Origin of the sequence: Microbacterium hydrothermale (assembly GCF_004854025.1) — a bacterium.
GTDB lineage: Bacteria > Actinomycetota > Actinomycetes > Actinomycetales > Microbacteriaceae > Microbacterium > Microbacterium hydrothermale.
In genome coordinates this window covers 467383-486467 of the sequence record NZ_STGM01000001.1, presented here as the reverse complement: position 1 = coordinate 486467, position 19085 = coordinate 467383, and the positions used below count along the sequence as shown (strand labels likewise).

Genomic DNA, 19085 nt, shown 5'->3' with positions numbered 1-19085 from the left:
GAGGCCGGAGGCGAGGACGCCGCACGGCCCGGCCGGTACGGCATCCTCGGGGCCCGAGCACCTCGGGCGCTGAGAACACCGGCGACGATCGGGACCGGGCCGCGTGGCATCCATCGAGGGACGGATGCCACGCGGCTCAGCCGTAGAACAGCTTGTCGAACACGCGGCGGGCTCGCCGGGTCGCGCCGAGGTAGTCCTCCTCGACCTGCGTGGCCGACCGGGGAGGGTATTCGAGGATGCGGCCGATGCCGTCGAGCCGCCCGCGGTCCACGGGGAGGATGTCGCTCGTCTGACCCGACAGCAGCGTGTTGGCCGAGCGCAGGCGGCTGGCCAGGTGCCACGCGGCCGCGAGCTTCTCGCTCGCGTCGACGTCGACGAGACCCGCGCGCGTCGCGGCCTCGAGCGCGCCCAGCGTCGACGTCGTGCGCATCTCGGGCACCGTGCGCGCGTGCTGCAGCTGCAGCAGTTGCACGAGCCACTCGACGTCGCTGAGCGACCCCGGCCCGAGCTTGAGGTGACGTGCGGGGTCGGCGCCCTGCGGCAGCCTCTCGTTCTCGACGCGCGCCTTGATGCGGCGGATCTCGCGCAGCCCGTTCTGATCGGCGGAGACCGGGTACCGCACCTCGTCGGCGAGTTCGAGGAACGACCGGATGAGCTTGACGCTGCCCGCGACCCCCCGGGCGCGCAGCAGCGCCTGCGCCTCCCACGACAGCGACCACCGGCGGTAGTACTCGGCGTAGGCCTCGATCGAACGCGCCAGCGGACCGCTGCGTCCCTCGGGTCGCAGTTCGGCGTCGAGGTCGAGCGGCAGGCGGTGATCCTCGGACTGCTCGCGTAGGCCGGCCACGAGCTTGAGCGCCAGCTGGCTCGCGCGCTGCGGGTCGACGCCGTTCGCTCGGTAGACGTACATCACATCGGCATCCGACCCGAATCCGAGCTCGCGGCCGCCGAAGCGTCCCATGGCGATGACCGCGAAGTCGAGATCGTCGTCTTCGGGAGGCACCACGACCCGGCGTACCGCGCGCAGCGTGGCCTGGATCGTCACCTCGGTGATCGTGGTGAGGGCGTCGGAGAGCTCCTCGAGCGACACGGTGCCCAGCACGGCGGCCATGGCGACCCGCAGCATCTCGCGTCGCCGCAGCGCCCGCACGGACCGCATCGCGTCGTCGATGTTCTGCCACCGGGTCTGGATCGCCCGCGCTTCGTCTTCGAGCGCCTTGCCGGAGCGCGGACGCAGGAGGGCGTCGTCGTCGAGCCACGCGACCGACTCGGGGATCCACTCCATCAGCTCGCCGATGTAGCGCGAACCCGACAGCACGCGCGTGAGGCTCTCGGCGGCACCGGCGGAGTCGCGCAGCATCCGCAGGAACCACGGCGTGTTGCCGAGCCGCTCGCTGATACGGCGGAACACGAGCAGCCCGTAATCGGGGTCGACGCCGTCGGCGAACCACCGGATCATGATCGGCATGAGGTGCCGCTGGATCGTCGCTTTGCGGCTCAGACCGCTCGTGAGCGCGGCGATGTGGCGCAGGGCGCCGGCGGGGTCGCGGAATCCGATCGCGGCCAGTCGATCGCGCGCCTGCTCGGTCGACAGCGTCCGCTCCCCCTCGGGGAGGGCGGCGACCGCCGAGAGCAGCGGGCGGTAGAACAGGCGCACATGGATGTCGCGGACCTCGCGCTTGATGCCCTCCCAGACGGCCTGGATCCCGGATGCCGAGTCGGCGAGCCGCGTCGCCCGCGCGAGCACGCGCAGGTCGTCGTCCTTCTCGGGCAGCAGGGCCGTGCGACGGAGCCCCCGCAGTTGCAGGCGGTGCTCGAGCAGGCGCAGCTGACGGTAGTTGCGGGCGAACGCCTCGGCCTCGCTCCGGCCGATATAGCCCTCCGCGACGAGCGCGTCGAGAGCTTCGAGCGTCCCCCGCTGGCGGATGCGTTCGTCGGTCAGCCCGTGCACGAGCTGCAGCAGCTGCACGGTGAACTCGACGTCGCGGATGCCGCCGGGGCCGAGCTTGAGCTGACGGTTGACCTCCGCGGCGGGGATGTGGTCGGTCACCCGCTCGCGCATGCGCTGGACGCCCTCGACGAAGTTCTCGCGCGCCGCGCTGTGCCAGACGAGCGGCTGCACCGCGGCGACGTACTCGGCGCCGAGGGTCGTGTCGCCCGCGATCGCGCGCGCTTTGAGCAGCGCCTGGAACTCCCAGCTCTTCGCCCACCGCGCGTAGTACTGCTGGTGCGAGGCGAGGCTGCGCACGAGGGCCCCCTGCTTGCCCTCGGGGCGCAGGTTGGGGTCGACCTCCCAGAGGGGCGGCTCGATCTCGGCGCCCGAGATGCCGCGCATCGTCTGCACGGCCAGCCGCGTGCCGATGTCGATCGCGCGCGCCTCCGACACCACGTCTTCGTCGGCGGAGCCCCCCACGAAGATCACGTCGACGTCGCTGACGTAGTTGAGCTCGCGCGCGCCGGTCTTGCCCATCGCGATGATCGAGAAGCGCGTTGCCGCGACCTGCTCGCGGGGGAAGCACCCGGGCCCCGACCCCGCGACGCGCGCCCGCGCGACGCTGAGCGAGGCCTCGAGGGCCGCTCCCGCGAGGTCGGCGAGCGACGAGGAGACCACGTCGATGGCGGCCGCCGGGTCGTCCTGGCCGAGGTCGTACGCCGCGATGCGGGCGAGCAGTCGCCGGTACCGCACCCGCAGGGCTACCCAGGCGGCATCCGTCGCGTCGGCCGCGAAGCCGTCGTCGTCTCCCACGGATGCCAACAGCTCCGCGCGCATGGTCGGCTCGTCGGGCAGGGTCAGACCCGCACCCGACAGGTGCACGAGCTCGTCGGGATGCCGGAGGTAGAACTCCGCGAAGCCGTTGGAGGCCCCGACGATGTCCCACAGCGCGCGCCAGGCTCCCGCGTCCGCGGCGGTCCGGCGGACGGCGTCGGCATCCCGACGCGCGACCTGCAGGACCGCCCGGAGCGCGCGATCGGGATCGGCCACGCGCTGCGCGAGCTGCATGGCATCCGCCCGGTCGACGCCGACCGACTCCTCGAGCTCACCGAGCAGGATGTCTGCTTCGGTGAGCTGCGAGAAGCCGGTGCGGGCGAGGGCGGTGAGCGCGGTGGAACGGTCGCCCGAGGTCATCGTTCGCTCGTCAGAGCGCTTCGAGGTTGCTCGCGAGCTCGAACGGCGTCACCTGCGCGCGATACTGCTGCCACTCGCGGCGCTTGTTGAGCAGCACGTACTTGAAGACGGTCTCGCCCAGCGTCTCGGCGACGAGCTCGGATTCCTCGAGGTACTCGAGGGCGTGGTCGAGGCTCGCGGGCAGCGGCGCGTACCCCAGCGCGCGGCGCTCGGCGTCGCTGAGCGACCAGACGTTGTCTTCGGCCTCGGCGGGGAGCTCGTACTCCTCCTCGATGCCCTTGAGGCCGGCCGCGAGCATGAGCGCGTACGACAGGTACGGGTTCGCCGCGGAGTCGAGGGCGCGGTACTCGACGCGCGTCGACTGGCCCTTGTTCGGCTTGTACAACGGCACGCGCACGAGGGCCGAGCGGTTGTTGTGGCCCCAGCAGATGAAGCTCGGGGCCTCGTCGCCGCCCCACAGGCGCTTGTACGAGTTGACGAACTGGTTCGTGACGGCCGAGATCTCGTTCGCGTGGCGCAGGAGGCCCGCGATGAAGTGCCGGCCCACCTTCGACAGCTGGTACTGCGCGCCCTCTTCGTAGAACGCGTTCATGTCGCCCTCGAACAGCGAGAGGTGCGTGTGCATGCCGCTGCCGGGCTGTCCGCTGATGGGCTTGGGCATGAAGGTGGCGTACACGCCCTGCTCGATCGCGACCTCCTTCACCACGGTGCGGAAGGTCATGATGTTGTCGGCCGTGGTCAGGGCGTCGGCGTACCGCAGGTCGATCTCGTTCTGCCCCGGTCCGCCCTCGTGGTGGCTGAACTCCACCGAGATGCCGAGGTCTTCGAGCATGCGCACCGAGCGCCGACGGAAGTCGTGCGCGGTGCCGCCGGGGACGTTGTCGAAGTAGCCCGCCGAGTCGACCGGCTGCGGCTTGCCGTCGGGGCCGAGCTGCGACGACTTCAGCAGGTAGAACTCGATCTCGGGGTGCGTGTAGAACGTGAACCCGGCGTCGGCGGCCTTGGCCAGGGTGCGCTTGAGCACGTGACGGGGGTCGGCGACGGCCGGCTGCCCGTCGGGCGTCGTGATGTCGCAGAACATGCGCGCCGTGGGGTCGATCTCTCCGCGCCACGGCAGGATCTGGAACGTCGTGGGGTCGGGGTGGGCGAGGAGGTCGGACTCGTAGGAGCGGGTCAGGCCCTCGATCGCCGATCCGTCGAAGCCGAGGCCCTCGGTGAAGGCCCCCTCCACCTCGGCCGGCGCGATCGCCACCGACTTGAGCGTGCCGACCACGTCGGTGAACCACAGGCGGACGAACTTGACGCCGCGCTCCTCGATCGTGCGCAGGACGAAATCGCGCTGCTTGTCCATCGTCATCCTTCGTTTCGGGGGCAGTCGGTGGGTCGGGCCCGACTCTCAGTCGTCCTGGGCCTCTTCGTCGGCCCACTGCTTGGCGCGCTGCTTGAGCAGCTGCGGAGCCGCGGCGGCCTCTTCGGCGGTGTCGAACGGGCCGGCGCGGTCGATCGCGGGCGACTCGTACCCCTTCTCGACCTGTCCGGTCTCGAGGTTGTACCAGTACTTCTCATTCTCGTCGCTCACGATGGCTCCTCCCGTGCGTTCGCGAATCGGCGCGGAACCGCCGGTGCTCTCCTGATCCTACTGATGCCGACCCCGCGCCTGGATAGGCTGAGGGGTATGGCAACGAATGCGTCTCGTGCGGTCGGAGTGGACATCGGCGGAACCGGCATCAAGGCCGGAATCGTCGATCTGGATGCCGGGGAGCTCATCAGCGACCGGGTGAAGGTCGCCACTCCGGAGGGCGCGGAACCCGCCGACGTGCTCGCCGCGGTGAAGCAGGTGCTCGAGACGCTCGAGGCCCCTGCCGATCTGCCGCTCGGCGTCGCGTTCCCCGCGATCGTCAAGGGCGGGCGCACGCTGTCGGCGGCGAATGTGTCGAAGTCGTGGATCGGCTTCGAGGCCGAGAAGTTCTTCGAGCAGGGCCTGTCGCGCGACATCCACTTCGCCAACGACGCCGACGTGGCCGGTATCGCCGAGGTGCGCTACGGCGCCGCGAAGGGGATCGAGGGTCTCGTGATCCTCACCACCCTGGGCACCGGCATCGGTTCGGCCATGATCTACGACGGCGTCCTCGTCCCGAACAGCGAGCTGGGGCATCTGCAGCGCGCCGGACATAAAAAGGATGCCGAGCACTTCGCCGCCTACTCCGCGCTCGAGCGCGAAGAGCTGTCGTGGGAGAAGTGGGCGAAGCGGCTGCAGTGGTACTACGACTACGTCGAGTTCCTCTTCAGCCCCGACCTCATCGTCGTCGGCGGCGGGGTGTCGAAGCACTCCGAGCACTTCCTGCCCCTGCTGAACCTGCGCGCGCCGATCCTCCCCGCGAAGCACCGCAACAACGCCGGCATCATCGGTGCGGCCTCGCTCGCGGTGCCGGTTCCCGAGGCGCTGCCCGCCGTCAAGTGAGGCGCGGGGCGGGCGGCATCCTGCTGCTCTTCGCGGGTGCCGTCGCCACGCTGACCGCCTGTTCGCCGGCCGCGGCGGCCGCGCCGCCCGCGACGGGATACATCGTGAGCGAGCGGGGGTGGTGGAGCGACGCCGACTCCGACGAGGTCGAGACGGCGCGACCGCACGTCGCGGTCGATACGGCGCCGGCCGAATTCGTGGCTGCCGTCCGCGCGGGGCTCCCGGAGGACAGTCCCGTGCAGGCGTTGCCGGATGAGGCGCTCGAGGAAGTCGGGCAGGACTTCTGCTTCCTCGCCATCGAGGTCGACGACAGGCCGTCCCTTCCCGAGGTCGTCGCGGGTGTCTCGCTCTCGCCCGGCGACGACCGGGTGATCGCCGACGCGGCGCGGAGCGTGCTGTGCCCGAGCGACGACTGATGCGGGTGACCGCGCGCCGGGCGCTGGCGGCCCTCCTCGTCGTCGGGGCGATCGTGTCGATCTCGCTCGAGTACGCGGAGGCGGCGGCCGTTCCCCGGTTCTCCCTCGCCACGGTGCCGCCCGATCCGGGTGGCTTCCTGGCTGAGGTGCGCGCCGGTGCCCCGCGCGGGGGTGTCGTCGCGGTCTCCCGGGACGACGCGGTGCTCTCCGCGGGGTGGAGGTACTGCTCTGCTCACGCGCAGATGCAGCCCGGATCGTCGGCGGTCATCGCGGTCGGGAAGCGACAGCTCACGGACGGCGCGGAGATCGGGATCGTCGCGCGGGCCGCCCTCGCGTCCCTGTGCCCCTGACCCCTCACGCCGCCGCGTCGCGCACGCTCACCGCGTTGCGCCACACCACCGGCGCCCAGTGACCGCCCTCGCAGGGCACCTCCAGCATGACCACGCGGTCGTTACCGCCGGTCGCCCAGGCCGGCTCGCGCGTCGCGGCGCGATTGGGCCACGTCACCCAAGCCCATACGGCGCGCTTCTGCACGTACCACTCGATGGGCCGGGAGCCCCACGTCTCGGGCTGGAGCGTGCAGGGAGCGATGGATGCCAGCACGCGCGCGACCATCTCGTCGCTGACTCTCGTCGACCCCATGCACCGGCTCCCTTCCCCGGCCGAGATCGAGTGTAGAACATATGTCCGACACTCGCTCCGGTGCGTCGCGCACCCCTACCGAATCACCGCGGCCGCCGTCAAACGGATGCCGCGCGGGAGCCCGGCCCCTTAGCGTCGAACGCATCGATGCACACGACACAGAGGGGGAACATCGTGAGCAATGACTACAGCGGCGCCGCCGCGGGGCTCGGAATCGGCGTCCTGATCGTCGGATTCCTCGTCTACATCGCGATCCTGGCGCTCGCGATCTGGATCGGGTACCTGATCATGCGCACGGCCGTGAAGAACGGCATCCTGCGCGCCGATGAGGAGCGCGCTCGTCGCGGACTCGCCGGAGGGGGCATGGCGCCTCCGCCCACGGGCCCCGGGTACAGCTCGGGCGCCTGAAACCACCGCACGGCATGATGGCCCCGTCGCGCTCCTCGGAGCGGGCGGGGCCATCGTGCGGTGTCGTGCTGTGCTGTCGAGGTGCGAATGGGCCGGCCTGTACGCCGGGTTCTGTCCGGGAGGCGTTCCGACGAGCGGGACGTCTCCGTGGACGGTCATCTCTCTCGGCGACACGTTGCCGTGCCGCTCCAGCGGCCTACCCGGGGACTCGGCGAGCCGCGTCTGCATCCCCTGTCTGGCCTTGCTCCGGACGAGGTTTACCTCGCGGGTCGTGTCACCACGACCCCGGTGGTCTCTTACACCACCCTTTCACCCTTACCCCGGCCCTGACGGACCGCGGCGGTCTGCTCTCTGTGGCACTGTCTCGCGGATCACTCCGGGTGGGCGTTACCCACCGTCCTGCCCTGTGGAGCCCGGACGTTCCTCGGCACGGGCGAACCCGTGACGCGACCGTCCAGCCGACCCATTCGCTCCGTCGAGTCTACGCGGGTCGCTCAGCCCTTCTCGGCCGTCTCGCCGATGCGCAGGTCGAGGGGGAAGTCGATCGGGAACGTCCCGAACAGCAGTCGACCCGCGGATGCCGCGGACGCGCGCACGGCGTCCGCGACGGCGTCGGCGTGCGCGAGGGGCGTGTGCACGACGATCTCGTCGTGCAGGAAGAACGCCAGGTGCGGCACCCGCGAGAACACCGGACCCGACGCGGGCGCCGCGTGGGCGGCATCCACGGCCGGAAAAGCGGCGAGACGCGCGCGCAGATCGGCGAGCCACGCGAGGGCCCACTCGGCGGCCGTGCCCTGAACGACGAAGTTGCGGGTGAACCGGCCCCGATCGCGCGCCGAGCGGCGGGCGCGGTTCTCGTCGACTCCGGATGCCGCGGCGTCGCTCGCGCGCGACTGAAGGTGCTGCCACGCCTCTCCCGCGGCGGGTGAGGTGCGACCGAGCCACGTGCGCACCACTCCCCCGTCTTCGCCGACGCGCGCTGCGTCGTCGACGAGCCGCATCGCCCGCGGGAAGGTGCGGCGCAGCCGCGGAAGGAGCCGGCCGCTCTCCCCCGTGGTGGCGCCGTACATGGCGCCGAGCATCGCGAGCTTGGCCTCGGCGCGGCTGGCGACGGCTCCGCGTTCGACGATGCCGGCGTAGAGATCGCGACCGGATGCCGCTTCGGCCAAGGCCGTGTCGCGCGCCATCGCCGCCAGGACGCGGGGTTCGAGCTGCGCCACGTCAGCGGTGACGAGCGTCCAGCCCGGGTCGGCGCGGACGGCCGTGCGCAGCGCGCGCGGGATCTGCAGGGCGCCGCCACCCGATGACGCCCAGCGGCCCGTGACCACTCCGGCGGGGACGTACACGGGGCGGAAGCGGTCGTCGTACACCCACTCCTGCAGCCACGCCCAGCCGTTGGCCGTGTACAGGCGCATGAGCTTCTTGTACGCGATGAGCGGGGCGACGGCGGGGTGATCGTGCTCGGCCAGTTCCCACCGACTGGTCGAGTTCACGAGCAGGCCCGCACGGTGCAGCGATCGCAGCAGCCGCGGTTGCGAGTCGAGCGACGCCGTGGGGTCGTCGAGGGCGGCGCGCACGACCGCGGCCGTGCGCTCGATGCGCTCCGGCAGGCCTCCCCCGCGTCGTCCGCCGAGCTCGCGCTCGAGCATCTCCTCGTGCGCGCGACGGCTCCACGGCACGCCCGCCGCGTGCAGTTCGGCGGCGATGAGGGCGCCCGCGGACTCCGCCGCGCACAGCAGACGGAGTGCTCCCGGAGCCGCGGCCGAGGCGAGGGCGCTGAGCTGGCGGTGATACTCGGCGGCGACCGCGTCGAGCGTGTCGGGCAGGGCGGTCGGGCTGTCGCCGAGGTCGAAGAGCGTGTCGGTCGTCGCGGGGGCCGAGGTGCCGGCATCCCACTCCCGGTGGGCGCGGAGTCCGTGATCGTCGACCACGTCGTGGGCGTCGCGCAGGATGCCGTGCACCAGGCGCACGTCCCAGGCGCGGGCGACCCGGACGCCCGCCGCCAGCAGCGCCGGGTAGACGGATGCCGTGTCGGCCCAGATCCAGCGGACCTCTCCTCGCGCCTCGCGGTCGGCGACGGCGTCGGCGAGGCGGTCGGAGGAAACCTCCTCGGGTGGGAGGGCTTCGCCCCCGAGGGTCAGGAGGGCGAGGGAGCCGGAACCGGTGCGCCCGACGACGACCGCGTCAGACGACATGGGCGCCGGGTGGGGTCACCGGGATTCTTCGGTGCGGACGAGGATCGCCCCGCACTCGGGGCAGAACACGACCTCGTCGGTCTGCGCGCGGCGCACCGTCGCGAGATCGCTCGGCGGGAGCACCATGCGGCAGGCTTCGCACGCCCCGGCCCGCAGCAGGCCGGCACCGTTGCCCCGCGAGGCGAGACGCTCGTAGAGCCCCAGCAGGTCGGAGGGAACGGATGCCGCCACGGCGTCGCGATCGCGACGGGCGCCCTCGAGGCGCGTGGTCGCGTCGGACACGGTGGTCTTGGCCTCGGCGCTGAGCTGGGCACCCTGCGCGTTGGTGTCGGCGATCAGCGTCTCCTGCTCGGCGACGGCGGCATCCGCTGCCTCGAGACGCTCCATGAGGGCGATCTCCATGTCTTCGAGGTCGCTCTTGCGCCGCTTCAGCGACACGAGTTCGCTCTCGAAGCCCTGCGCCTGCTTCGGATTCGACGACGCGGCGAGACGCTCGGTGTCGCGGGCGATGCGGGCGTCGACCACGGCGACGTCGGACTCGAGACGCTTCAGCTCGGCGGTGATGTCGTCGCGCGCGTTGGCCCGGGTGCCGAGCTCTTGCGACAGCGTGGCCCGCTGGGCGATGAGCTCGCGCACGCGTTCCGCCTGCGGAGGGTTCGCCGCGACGCGCTCGTCCCGACGGATGCGGGCGTCGAGGTCGGCGAGATCGAGCAGTTTGCGCTGGTCGGCGGGATCGGCATTCACGGCTCCCACGCTACCCCGGCCCCCCGACATCGGCGCACGCGCGGACAGCGCGGCCGGCGCGCCCCGCGCGCCCGGCGCCCGGCGATCGGAGCGGCGGGTGCGCACGCGGCGGGGGCTCGCGGATAGACTCGGGGCATCCCGGGCCTTTAGCTCAGCTGGTAGAGCGCCACGTTTACACCGTGGATGTCGTCGGTTCGATCCCGGCAGGGCCCACCACCCCGCGGCGCAGCCCGCGGTCCCGCATCATGGAGCGATGGAGCACGCCACCCCCATCGACCTCGAGACGTGGCCGCGACGGCAGCACTTCGCGCACTACCTGCACGCGTCGCCGTGCACGTACGCGCTGACCGTCGAGGTGGATGTCACGGACTTCGTCGCGGCCGTGCGCGCCTCGGGGCGTCGAACGTACGTCGCGCAGATCTGGGCGCTGGCCGCGATCGTGAACAGGCGCGACGAGTTCCGCCTGTGCCTCGACGAGGCGGGCGCGCCGGCCGTGTGGGATCGCGTGCATCCGGCTTTCACCGTCTTCCACCCCGAGACCGAGACGTTCTCCTGCCTCTGGGTGGCGTTCGATCCGGACTTCGCCGCGTTCCACGACGCCGCCGTGCGCACGATCGCCGAGCATTCGGCATCCGCGGACTTCTTCCCGCAGGGTGAGCCGCCCCGCAACACCTTCGACGTCTCGAGCGTGCCCTGGACGAGCTTCACCGGCTTCGCGCTGAACATCGAGAAGGGGTGGGCGCACCTCGCGCCCATCGTCACCCTCGGCCGGTACGTCGAGCGCGACGGTCGCGTGCTCCTGCCCGTCGCCCTGCAGCTGCACCATGCCGCGGCCGACGGCTTCCACGCCGCCCGCTTCGTGAACGAGCTGCGCGATCTTCTGGCCGACGGGTCGTGGCTGGCCAGCCCGGAGCCCGCCGCGCGTTAGTTCAGGATGTTCACGCTGCGCGCGATCACCAGCGCGAGCAGGATGAACCCCGAGACCGCCTGCACCATCATGAACAGCTTGGCCCTGCTCGACAGGGGCATGACGTCGGTGGGGCTGAACGCCATCGCGTTGGATGCCGAGAAGTAGAGGTAGTCGACGTAGCCGGGCGCCCAGTCCTCGACGTCGGACGAGCGGCGTCGCACCTCGCTGACCGCGTCGCGGTCCGAGTCCTGGGGGAACTGGAAGTCGGCCGGCGGGAGGTCGTCGCGGGCGTCTCGGCGGCGGGCGATCGGGCCGCCCCGGTCCATCTCCCAGTACACGACGGCGTAGCCGATGACGTTGATCGCCCACACCTGCGCCGCGCCCAGGAGCGTTCCGGCTCCGTCGCCCTGCCCCTGCAGCAGCTGATGCACGAGAAGCACGAGCGCCACCTGGTTCGCGAGCAGCAGCACGGCGGTGAAGGCGAGGGCGAAGCCGCGCCCGAGTCGCGACTCGCGCGTCAGGCGCGACGGATTGGTCACCACCATCGGAATGGCGCACAGCACACCGGCGCCCACGACGACGTACCTCAGGATGCCGGAGGCCTCGGTCGGCAGGAATGCGTACAGTCCCGCCCCCACGGCGAGGGCGATGAGCACCGGCCACCGGTGCTCGGGCCGCGTGCGGAACGCCCCCTGTTGTCGCTGATTCACGCGCTCAGGGTAGACCCCCGGTCGATGTGTCGGCTTCTCGCCGTGCGCGCGAAAAGGCTTTTCGCGCGCAGCGCGGGACGTTCGACGAAGAGCCAACTCGCCCACGCCAGCGGCAGCGTGACAGCGATGCTCAGCCCGATGAATGCCCACAGCGGGAGCACGGTGTCGGGGAACAGACACGCGAGCACTTGCTGGGCGGGGAACGCATAGATGTACACGCCGTATGAGATGTCGTTCCGGGTGCCGATCCGCGCGAGCGGCAGGCGAACACTCGCGGACATCAGAAGGGAGGCCACGGGCAGGCTCGCGAGTCCCGGGGCGACGCCGAGCGCCGCAAGCGCCACCACGAGCGTGGCCGCGACGACGTCCGCCGCGCCGTGGAACACGACGTGGTCGCGGCAGAGATACAGCAGTCCGCCTGCCAGGAAAGACGACAAGAGGCCGCTGAACGTCGAGACGGTGCCAGGGACGACGGCGATTCCCGCCGAGTGAAGCCCCACGATGACAGTCGAAACGAGGAAGAGAACCACGATGCACACCCGGCGCGGTCGCCCGGGGAACAGGGAGAGCGCGCCGACGATGAGGTAGCAGAGGGCCTCGTAACCGAGCGTCCACAGCGATCCGTTCCAGACTCCCGGAAACGGCGTCGAACCGAGCATTCCGTCTATGTCGGGCTGAAAGATCCACACGGCGAGATTGCGGAGCACATACGATGTCGCGCCCTGTGGTGACCACTCTCCCGCGCCCGCCCACCGGCCCGCGGCGGGGGCGATGACGAACGCCACGACGACGAGAGTCGTCAGGAATCCCGGATAGATGCGGAGGAATCGGCGCCAGAGGAAGTCCCGAAGGGATGCGGAGTGCTCCCGACTCCCCGTGATGAGGTAGCCCGAGATGCAGAAGAAGCCGGTGACAGCCCAGGCGCCGAGCGGTTGGAGTTCGCGACCGTATCCGCCGAGCTCCGCGGCGTGAGCCACGAGGACGAGGAGAGCGAGGGCGAGGCGCAGCGCGTTGAGACTGTTCGCTCTCGGATCGAACACCGCACCGAGCGAGGAACGCGTCAGATTTGGAACCACGCGGCCGCCGACCCGTAAGCGTAGAACACGAACGACGACATCTCCGAGGTGCCCGCCACCGTTGTCGCACCGGACCTCAGGACCAATTCCCCCGGTTCGAAGGTGATCGGCGAGTCATTGGCGACGACGCGAATGATTTGACCCGCGAACCCGTCCGTGAACGATCGATAGCTCCTGCCGCCTTCCAGGCGGACCTGTTCCCAACCGCAGATCGAGACGCGACCGTCCTGATCGGGGGAAAGAACGGGGCTCGAAGAGCCCGTGAGCGCTTCGATCACGAGCGAGGTGCCGAGCTGTCGTCGATCGGCATCCTCGTATCCGACGATCGCGATGTTCCCCGACCAGCCAGGGAGGCCGTAGTTGGCGGGGTGCCAGCCGACGATGCGGTTGGCGTCGCCGGCGTTCCGGCCGACCGTAGCCAGGATGCCGGGGGCAGCGGCTCGACCATCGGCAGGCGGAGGGAAGTAGATCACGGGATTCAGGACGCGCGAGGCGCCCCCTCGGAAGCGGAAGAGGTCGGCGCGCGAGTCGGCGATCGCGGACCCTGCGGCTCCGTTCGCCGTGTTGCCCGTGAGTCCGTCATGGATCCGTCGTATGACCGAGAAACGACAGTCGTCGAAGGTGACGTCGTTCGCCAGGTCGAAGCACGCGGGGTCCCTCGCCGTTGTGCCGCAACCGCCGAAGTCGCAGCCGATGAAGGTCGTGTCCCCGCCCGTGAACCATCGCTCGCCGACTCCGTCCGGGACGGAGAAATGGCACGCGGCGAAGGTGACTGCCGTCTTCGCGAACTCCGCTTCTCCCCCGCCGTACGTCAGCTCGCCCACGACGACGTGAGAAGGGTGACCTTCCGCCGGCGAATCGTAGGTGTTCTGCACGAACATGCACGAGGTGAAGCTGATCTCGCGGACGCGATCGGCCGACGACGCAGCGTTCGGCGGGTATCCGATGGAGATGGGCGAGGTGACGGACGTCGTGCCCCACCCGTGCTCGAACTTGCTGCCGATGACCTCGACATGGCGCGTCCCGCGGTCGAGGAGGAGCTCGTGATCGCAGAACTCCACGTGGGTGTCGATGATGCGGATCGCGTTGCAGTTGTCGAGCAGTCCCCCCGAGGCATCGCGGTGGCTGAGGAGCGACAGTGCGTAGGCGGTGGATCCGGTCCGGGAGGCTCGCGCGCACCAGCCGATGAAGGTGGCCTCGATGGTTGAGTCCATGACTCCGACGAGGCGGAGCCCTTCGTCGGCGAAACCGAAGATCGAGAGCCTTTCGAGGCGGATCTCTTGCGCGTGCTCCACCGTGAGCCCCGAGCGATTCGCCACGTAGAAGCCTTGGATGGGATGTCCGTCGCTCTGGATGCTGAGCCCGCGAATGGTGACGCGTTTGAGGAGGTCGTACCCCTGACCCGGTGAGTCGGGGCTACCGAGGTACACCACGGCTGTACCGGTGGATGCAACGGAGGGGTGGTCCTTCGCGACGAGAACAACCCCGTCGGCCTCGACGGTGATGCGTACCGACCACTCCCCGTACTGCACCCCGGCGTCGCGTTCCGACCCGGGGAGGTGAAGATCGGCAGCGCGAACGGACATGTCCCAGGAGTCGATCGCGTAGAAGCCCGCGGGCACTCGGATCACCACCGACGCGTTCTCGATCCAGTTCACGCTGTTTCCCGAGGCCGGAGACGTCGTCGGCGCGGGAACGACGCGAAGAGCAGCCAGGGCGCGCGTCCAGGCGTCGTTCAGTGCGGTCGTGTTGATCGCCGCCCGTCGGGCGTACTCGGCGACGTCCAGCTGCGACGTTCCTGTGACGAAGGGGATGCCGAGCATTAGGCCCGTCACCGCGATCATGGTCGTGCGATCGGGCACGTCCTCCGAGGGCGGCGAGGCGTGAGCCGCGGGTGCGGGGACCACGGAGGAGACCGCCGCGATGGCGACCCCCGCTCCCGCGCTCCCGAGGAAGCGGCGGCGGGGGATGGATGAGTCGGCGATGGGCACGGCGCGAAGGTAGAACGCCAATGCATACATGCGCACGAGTCGTGAGTGTGCGGCGCGGGGTGAAACGTCACGCACCCACTCGGGAAAAGCCCGCTCGGTCCGGTGATCGTTGTGAATCGAACACAGGCTTAGCCTTCGATCTCACCCGCCCGGCGGTCCGCCGGGAGCCTGCCCCGCACGATCCATTCACGACCGGGGGCCCCGCGCGCATCCGTCGGCGCCGCGACTCGCTAGGCTGGACGCTGGTTGATTGTGCGGAGCGAACAAGGGTTGCCGCACTCGTATGGCGATTCTCTGGCATGACCTGCCAGACGACGAAAGGTCTTCCGTGACTGTTCACGACCAGGATCCGTATTCGCAGGGGCCGCAGGACAGCGACCCGGAAGAGACCGGGGAGTGGCAGGAATCCCTCCGCCAGCTCGTCCAGGCCAAGGGTCCGGCTCGCGCTCGCGAGATCATGCTGAGCCTGCTCAAGGGCTCGAAGGAACTGCACCTCAACGTGCCGATGGTTCCGACCACCGACTACATCAACACGATCGCTCAGAAGAACGAGCCCGAGTTCCCCGGTGACGAGGAGCTCGAGCGTCGTTACCGCAAGTGGATCCGCTGGAACGCGGCGGTCACCGTGCACCGCGCGCAGCGCCCCGGCATCGGCGTCGGCGGTCACATCTCGACCTACGCCTCGTCGGCCGCCCTGTACGAGGTGGGCTTCAACCACTTCTTCCGCGGTCTCGACGACCCCTCCGGCGGAGACCAGATCTTCATCCAGGGCCACGCGTCGCCCGGCGCCTACGCCCGCGCCTACCTCGAGGGTCGCCTCACCGAGGCGCAGCTCGACGGGTTCCGCCAGGAGAAGTCCGCGGCCCCGAACGGCCTTCCGTCCTACCCCCACCCCCGTCTCATGCCGGAGTTCTGGCAGTTCCCGACGGTGTCGATGGGTCTCGGTCCGATCAACGCCATCTACCAGGCGATGTCGAACAAGTACCTCTCGAACCGCGGCATCAAGGACGTCTCCGACTCACACGTGTGGGCGTACCTCGGTGACGGCGAGATGGACGAGGTCGAGAGCCGCGGCCAGCTCCAGGTGGCCGCGAACGAGGGCCTGGACAACCTGACCTTCATCATCAACTGCAACCTGCAGCGCCTCGACGGCCCCGTCCGCGGCAACGGCAAGATCATCCAGGAGCTCGAGAGCTTCTTCCGCGGCGCCGGCTGGAACGTCATCAAGGTCGTCTGGGGTCGCGAGTGGGACGACCTGCTCGCCCGTGACACCGAGGGCGCGCTGCTGAACCTGATGAACACCACGCCCGACGGCGACTACCAGACGTACAAGGCCGAGAACGGCGCGTACGTGCGCGAGAACTTCTTCGGACGCGACCCCCGGGCCCTCGAGCTCGTCAAGGACTACACCGACGAGCAGGTCTGGGGCCTCAAGCGCGGTGGCCACGACTACCGCAAGGTGTTCGCGGCGTTCAAGGCGGCCAAGGAGCACAAGGGCCAGCCCACCGTCATCCTCGCCAAGACCATCAAGGGCTACGGCCTTGGTCCCCACTTCGAGGGCCGCAACGCCACGCACCAGATGAAGAAGCTGACGCTCGACGACCTCAAGGCGTTCCGCGACGCGATGGACATCCCCGTCACCGACGCGCAGCTCGAAGAGAACCCGTACCAGCCGCCGTACTACAACCCCGGTGAGCAGGACGAGACGATCAAATACATGCTCGAGCGTCGCCGTTCGCTCGGCGGGTTCCTGCCCGAGCGTCGCACCACGCACGTGGGTCTGGAACTGCCCGGGGATGCCGCGTACGCGCTGCCCAAGAAGGGCTCCGGCACGCAGGACGTCGCCACCACCATGGCGTTCGTCCGTCTGCTGAAGGACCTGCTGCGGGTCAAGGGCTTCGGCCACCGCATCGTGCCGATCATCCCCGACGAGGCGCGCACGTTCGGCATGGACGCGTACTTCCCGACGGCGAAGATCTACAACCCCAAGGGCCAGCACTACACCTCGGTCGACCGCGAGCTCCTGCTGGCGTACAAGGAGAGCCCCGAGGGGCAGATCATCCACGTCGGCATCAACGAGGCGGGCGCCCTCGCGGCGTTCACCGCGGCAGGCACGGCCTACTCGACCCACGGCGAGCCGCTCATCCCGGTCTACGTCTTCTACTCGATGTTCGGCTTCCAGCGCACGGGCGACGCCCAGTGGGCGGCCGGCGACCAGATGGCGCGCGGCTTCATCATCGGCGCCACCGCCGGTCGCACCACGCTGACCGGTGAGGGTCTGCAGCACGCCGACGGTCACTCGCAGCTGCTCGCCTCGACCAACCCCGCGACCGTGTCGTACGACCCGGCCTACGGATACGAGATCGCCCACATCGTGCGCTCCGGCATCGAGCGGATGTACGGCGGGGAGCACCCCGACCCGAACGTCATGTACTACATGACCGTCTACAACGAGCCCTACGTGCAGCCCGCCGAGCCCGAGGGCGTCGACGTGGACGGCATCGTCCGCGGCATCCACCACATCTCGACCGGTGAGGGCGACGGCCCCCGCACGCAGCTGCTCGCGTCGGGCGTCGGCGTGCCGTGGGCGCTCGAGGCGCAGCGTCTGCTGAAGGACGACTGGGGCGTGAAGGCGGACGTGTGGTCGGTCACCTCGTGGTCGGAGCTGCGTCGCGACGGTCTCGCCGCCGACGAGCACAACTTCCTGCACCCCGACGAGGAGCCCCGCGTGGCGTACGTCACCGACAAGCTCAAGGAAGCCGAGGGTCCCGTCGTGGCCGTCAGCGACTGGATGCACGCGGTGCAGGACCAGATCCGCCAGTGGGTCCCGCAGAACTACTGGACCCTGGGTGCCGACGGCTTCGGCTTCTCCGACACCCGCGCCGCGGCTCGTCGCTTCTTCAAGATCGACGGTCCCTCGCTCGCGGTCCGCGCCCTGCAGGCTCTGGCCGAAGAGGGCAAGGTCGACCGCGCCGTGGTCGGACAGGCGATCGAGAAGTACCGCCTGCACGACGTCAACGCCGGCACCAGCGGCAACGCGGGCGGCGAGGCCTGATCCACGTGACGGATTCCACCGTCGGACCCGGTTCCCCCCGCACCACGGGCGGGACCGGGTCCGACCGGTCTTCGGGCACCGACGCCGCGGCCGAGAAAGCCGAGACGCTCACCTGGCTGCGGCGCATCTCCGGTGACCTGGCGACCGCGACGATCCAGCGCCTCGAAGAGACGCTCCCCTGGTACGCCGAGATGCCTCCCGCGCGGCGCTCGGCGGTGGGGCTGGTCGCCCAGGCCGGCATCACCTCGTTCCTGCAGTGGTTCGAGGAGCCGGCATCCACTCCGGCGATCGCGGCCGACATCTTCGCCGCGGCCCCGCGCGAACTGCTGCGCAGCGTCAGCCTCACGCAGACGCTGCAGCTCGTCCGCGTCACCGTCGAGGTGATGGAGGAGCGGGTCGCCGGGCGCAGCGAGAAGGTGCGGGAGGCGATGCTGTCGTACTCGCGCGAGGTCGCTTTCGCCGCCGCCGACGTCTACGCCCGCGCGGCCGAGGCCCGCGGGCTCTGGGACGCCCGCCTCGAAGCGCTCGTCGTCGACTCGATCCTCACGGGCGAGGCCGACGACGAACTCCCCAGCCGCATCGCCGCCCTCGGCTGGCACGGGCACGGCGAGGTCGCGGTGCTCGTGGGCACCACTCCCCCGCAGCTCGACGTCGACCAGGTGCGACGCACGGCCCGCAAGCTCGGCGTCGACGTGCTGATCGGCGTGCAGGGTTCGCGTCTCGTGCTCGTCGTGGGTCGTGCCGACCTCCCCGCCCGCAGCGGCGGCGACGACACCGCCGAGCTGCCCTTCCCCGAGATCGCCAAGCGTCTCGAGCCCGGTTTCGGCTCGGGTCACCTCGTGCTCGGCCCCGCCGTTCCAGCCCTCGTCGACGCGGGACAGAGTGCGCGGGCGGCGCTGGCCGGCTTCGCCGTCGCGCGAGCCTGGCGACACGCTCCGCGTCCGGTCGAGGCCGACGACCTGCTGCCCGAGCGCGCGTTGGCCGGAGACGCGGTCGCGAAGCAGACCCTCGTCGACCGCGTGTACCGCCCCCTGCAGGCGCACAGCGCGGATCTCGTTGCGACGCTGTGGAGCTACCTTGACAACGGGCGTTCCCTCGAGGCGACGGCGCGCGAGCTGTACGTGCACCCGAACACGGTGCGCTACCGCCTCAAGCGCGTGTCCGAGGTGATCGGGTGGGATGCCACCGGCCCGCGCGAGGCGCTGATCCTGCAGACGGCGCTGATCCTCGGTTCGATCGGGACGGATGCCACGCGTCGTCGCGGCCTCGCCGGCCGGCGTCCGGTGCCCGCGCGCTGACACCCTTTTGCCCGGATCGAGTGTCCGAGACACACGGGAAGCGGCGCACGAC

Annotated in this window: 16 protein-coding genes, 1 tRNA gene and 1 other RNA gene; 8 read left to right on the top strand and 10 right to left on the bottom strand. The window is 70.3% G+C overall.

The features are described 5' to 3' along the window. Nucleotides 1-136: 136 nt before the first annotated feature. From FB047_RS02370 to FB047_RS02360, 3 genes are read right to left on the bottom strand one after another with little or no spacing between them, the layout of a single operon-like run. Nucleotides 137-3127: a bifunctional [glutamine synthetase] adenylyltransferase/[glutamine synthetase]-adenylyl-L-tyrosine phosphorylase gene (locus tag FB047_RS02370; protein WP_136585610.1), complete on the bottom strand. Its 2991-nt coding sequence runs from the start codon at nucleotides 3125-3127 to the stop codon at nucleotides 137-139. Nucleotides 3128-3137: 10 nt separating this feature from the next. Then, nucleotides 3138-4478: a type I glutamate--ammonia ligase gene (gene glnA / locus FB047_RS02365; RefSeq protein ID WP_136585609.1), complete on the bottom strand. Its 1341-nt coding sequence runs from the start codon at nucleotides 4476-4478 to the stop codon at nucleotides 3138-3140. 45 nt (nucleotides 4479-4523) lie between these two features. Beyond that, nucleotides 4524-4706 (bottom strand): SPOR domain-containing protein, encoded by a 183-nt coding sequence (locus tag FB047_RS02360; RefSeq protein WP_136585608.1) that lies wholly within the window; start codon nucleotides 4704-4706, stop codon nucleotides 4524-4526. A gap of 96 nt (nucleotides 4707-4802) precedes the next feature. On the opposite strand from FB047_RS02360, the gene ppgK reads away from it, so the two are divergent. From ppgK to FB047_RS02345, 3 genes are read left to right on the top strand one after another with little or no spacing between them, the layout of a single operon-like run. Continuing rightward, nucleotides 4803-5588, top strand: coding sequence for a polyphosphate--glucose phosphotransferase (ppgK, locus tag FB047_RS02355; RefSeq protein ID WP_136585607.1), 786 nt, complete (start codon nucleotides 4803-4805; stop codon nucleotides 5586-5588). Next, on the top strand, nucleotides 5585-6004 hold the full coding sequence (locus tag FB047_RS02350) for a hypothetical protein (RefSeq protein ID WP_136585606.1): 420 nt from the start codon (nucleotides 5585-5587) through the stop codon (nucleotides 6002-6004). The genes ppgK and FB047_RS02350 overlap by 4 nt, the downstream gene beginning before the upstream one ends. Further along, nucleotides 5986-6354 carry a hypothetical protein gene (locus FB047_RS02345; RefSeq protein WP_136585605.1) on the top strand — a complete coding sequence of 123 codons (369 nt, stop codon included), beginning with the start codon at nucleotides 5986-5988 and terminating at the stop codon, nucleotides 6352-6354. The genes FB047_RS02350 and FB047_RS02345 overlap by 19 nt, the downstream gene beginning before the upstream one ends. Nucleotides 6355-6358: 4 nt before the next feature. On the opposite strand, the gene FB047_RS02340 is transcribed toward FB047_RS02345, so the two are convergent. After that, a complete protein-coding gene (locus FB047_RS02340) occupies nucleotides 6359-6646 on the bottom strand; it encodes a hypothetical protein (RefSeq protein WP_136585604.1) in 288 nt (95 codons plus the stop codon). 174 nt (nucleotides 6647-6820) lie between these two features. On the opposite strand from FB047_RS02340, the gene FB047_RS02335 reads away from it, so the two are divergent. Next, nucleotides 6821-7054, top strand: a complete 234-nt coding sequence (locus FB047_RS02335; RefSeq protein ID WP_136585603.1) for a hypothetical protein — start codon at nucleotides 6821-6823, stop codon at nucleotides 7052-7054. A gap of 84 nt (nucleotides 7055-7138) precedes the next feature. On the opposite strand, the gene rnpB is transcribed toward FB047_RS02335, so the two are convergent. From rnpB to FB047_RS02320, 3 genes are all read right to left on the bottom strand, one after another. Further along, an RNA gene (gene rnpB, locus FB047_RS02330) (RNase P RNA component class A) lies at nucleotides 7139-7520 on the bottom strand. A 28-nt stretch (nucleotides 7521-7548) separates the two neighbouring features. Then, nucleotides 7549-9249: a bifunctional 3'-5' exonuclease/DNA polymerase gene (locus tag FB047_RS02325; RefSeq protein ID WP_136585602.1), complete on the bottom strand. Its 1701-nt coding sequence runs from the start codon at nucleotides 9247-9249 to the stop codon at nucleotides 7549-7551. A gap of 15 nt (nucleotides 9250-9264) precedes the next feature. Next, on the bottom strand, nucleotides 9265-9993 hold the full coding sequence (locus FB047_RS02320) for a zinc ribbon domain-containing protein (protein WP_167494123.1): 729 nt from the start codon (nucleotides 9991-9993) through the stop codon (nucleotides 9265-9267). A 140-nt stretch (nucleotides 9994-10133) separates the two neighbouring features. Between FB047_RS02320 and FB047_RS02315 the strand changes: the two genes are divergently transcribed. Beyond that, nucleotides 10134-10209 (top strand) — tRNA-Val (locus FB047_RS02315). A gap of 37 nt (nucleotides 10210-10246) precedes the next feature. Next, complete coding sequence (catA, locus tag FB047_RS02310) at nucleotides 10247-10921, top strand: type A chloramphenicol O-acetyltransferase (RefSeq protein WP_136585600.1); 675 nt, start codon at nucleotides 10247-10249, stop codon at nucleotides 10919-10921. Here the strand turns inward: catA and FB047_RS02305 are convergent. From FB047_RS02305 to FB047_RS02295, 3 genes are read right to left on the bottom strand one after another with little or no spacing between them, the layout of a single operon-like run. After that, nucleotides 10918-11613 carry a DUF1345 domain-containing protein gene (locus FB047_RS02305; protein ID WP_136585599.1) on the bottom strand — a complete coding sequence of 232 codons (696 nt, stop codon included), beginning with the start codon at nucleotides 11611-11613 and terminating at the stop codon, nucleotides 10918-10920. The genes catA and FB047_RS02305 overlap by 4 nt on opposite strands. After that, nucleotides 11610-12653, bottom strand: a complete 1044-nt coding sequence (locus FB047_RS02300) for an acyltransferase family protein (protein WP_167494122.1) — start codon at nucleotides 12651-12653, stop codon at nucleotides 11610-11612. The genes FB047_RS02305 and FB047_RS02300 overlap by 4 nt, the downstream gene beginning before the upstream one ends. Before the next feature lie 20 nt (nucleotides 12654-12673). After that, nucleotides 12674-14710 carry a hypothetical protein gene (locus FB047_RS02295; RefSeq protein WP_167494121.1) on the bottom strand — a complete coding sequence of 679 codons (2037 nt, stop codon included), beginning with the start codon at nucleotides 14708-14710 and terminating at the stop codon, nucleotides 12674-12676. A gap of 298 nt (nucleotides 14711-15008) precedes the next feature. Between FB047_RS02295 and aceE the strand changes: the two genes are divergently transcribed. Together aceE and FB047_RS02285 are read left to right on the top strand one after the other, a co-directional pair. After that, nucleotides 15009-17735 (top strand): pyruvate dehydrogenase (acetyl-transferring), homodimeric type, encoded by a 2727-nt coding sequence (gene aceE, locus FB047_RS02290; RefSeq protein ID WP_136585596.1) that lies wholly within the window; start codon nucleotides 15009-15011, stop codon nucleotides 17733-17735. Between the two features lie 116 nt (nucleotides 17736-17851). Continuing rightward, nucleotides 17852-19033 carry a PucR family transcriptional regulator gene (locus FB047_RS02285; protein WP_136585856.1) on the top strand — a complete coding sequence of 394 codons (1182 nt, stop codon included), beginning with the start codon at nucleotides 17852-17854 and terminating at the stop codon, nucleotides 19031-19033. Nucleotides 19034-19085 lie beyond the last annotated feature (52 nt).

Bases quoted from the DNA above. Each gene is read 5' to 3' on its own strand.
- FB047_RS02370 (WP_136585610.1), bottom strand. From the start codon at position 3,127: ATGACCTCGGGCGACCGTTCCACCGCGCTCACCGCCCTCGCCCGCACC.
- glnA (WP_136585609.1), bottom strand. From the start codon at position 4,478: ATGGACAAGCAGCGCGATTTCGTCCTGCGCACGATCGAGGAGCGCGGC.
- ppgK (WP_136585607.1), top strand. From the start codon at position 4,803: ATGGCAACGAATGCGTCTCGTGCGGTCGGAGTGGACATCGGCGGAACC.
- FB047_RS02340 (WP_136585604.1), bottom strand. From the start codon at position 6,646: ATGGGGTCGACGAGAGTCAGCGACGAGATGGTCGCGCGCGTGCTGGCA.
- FB047_RS02325 (WP_136585602.1), bottom strand. From the start codon at position 9,249: ATGTCGTCTGACGCGGTCGTCGTCGGGCGCACCGGTTCCGGCTCCCTC.
- catA (WP_136585600.1), top strand. From the start codon at position 10,247: ATGGAGCACGCCACCCCCATCGACCTCGAGACGTGGCCGCGACGGCAG.
- FB047_RS02295 (WP_167494121.1), bottom strand. From the start codon at position 14,710: ATGTATGCATTGGCGTTCTACCTTCGCGCCGTGCCCATCGCCGACTCA.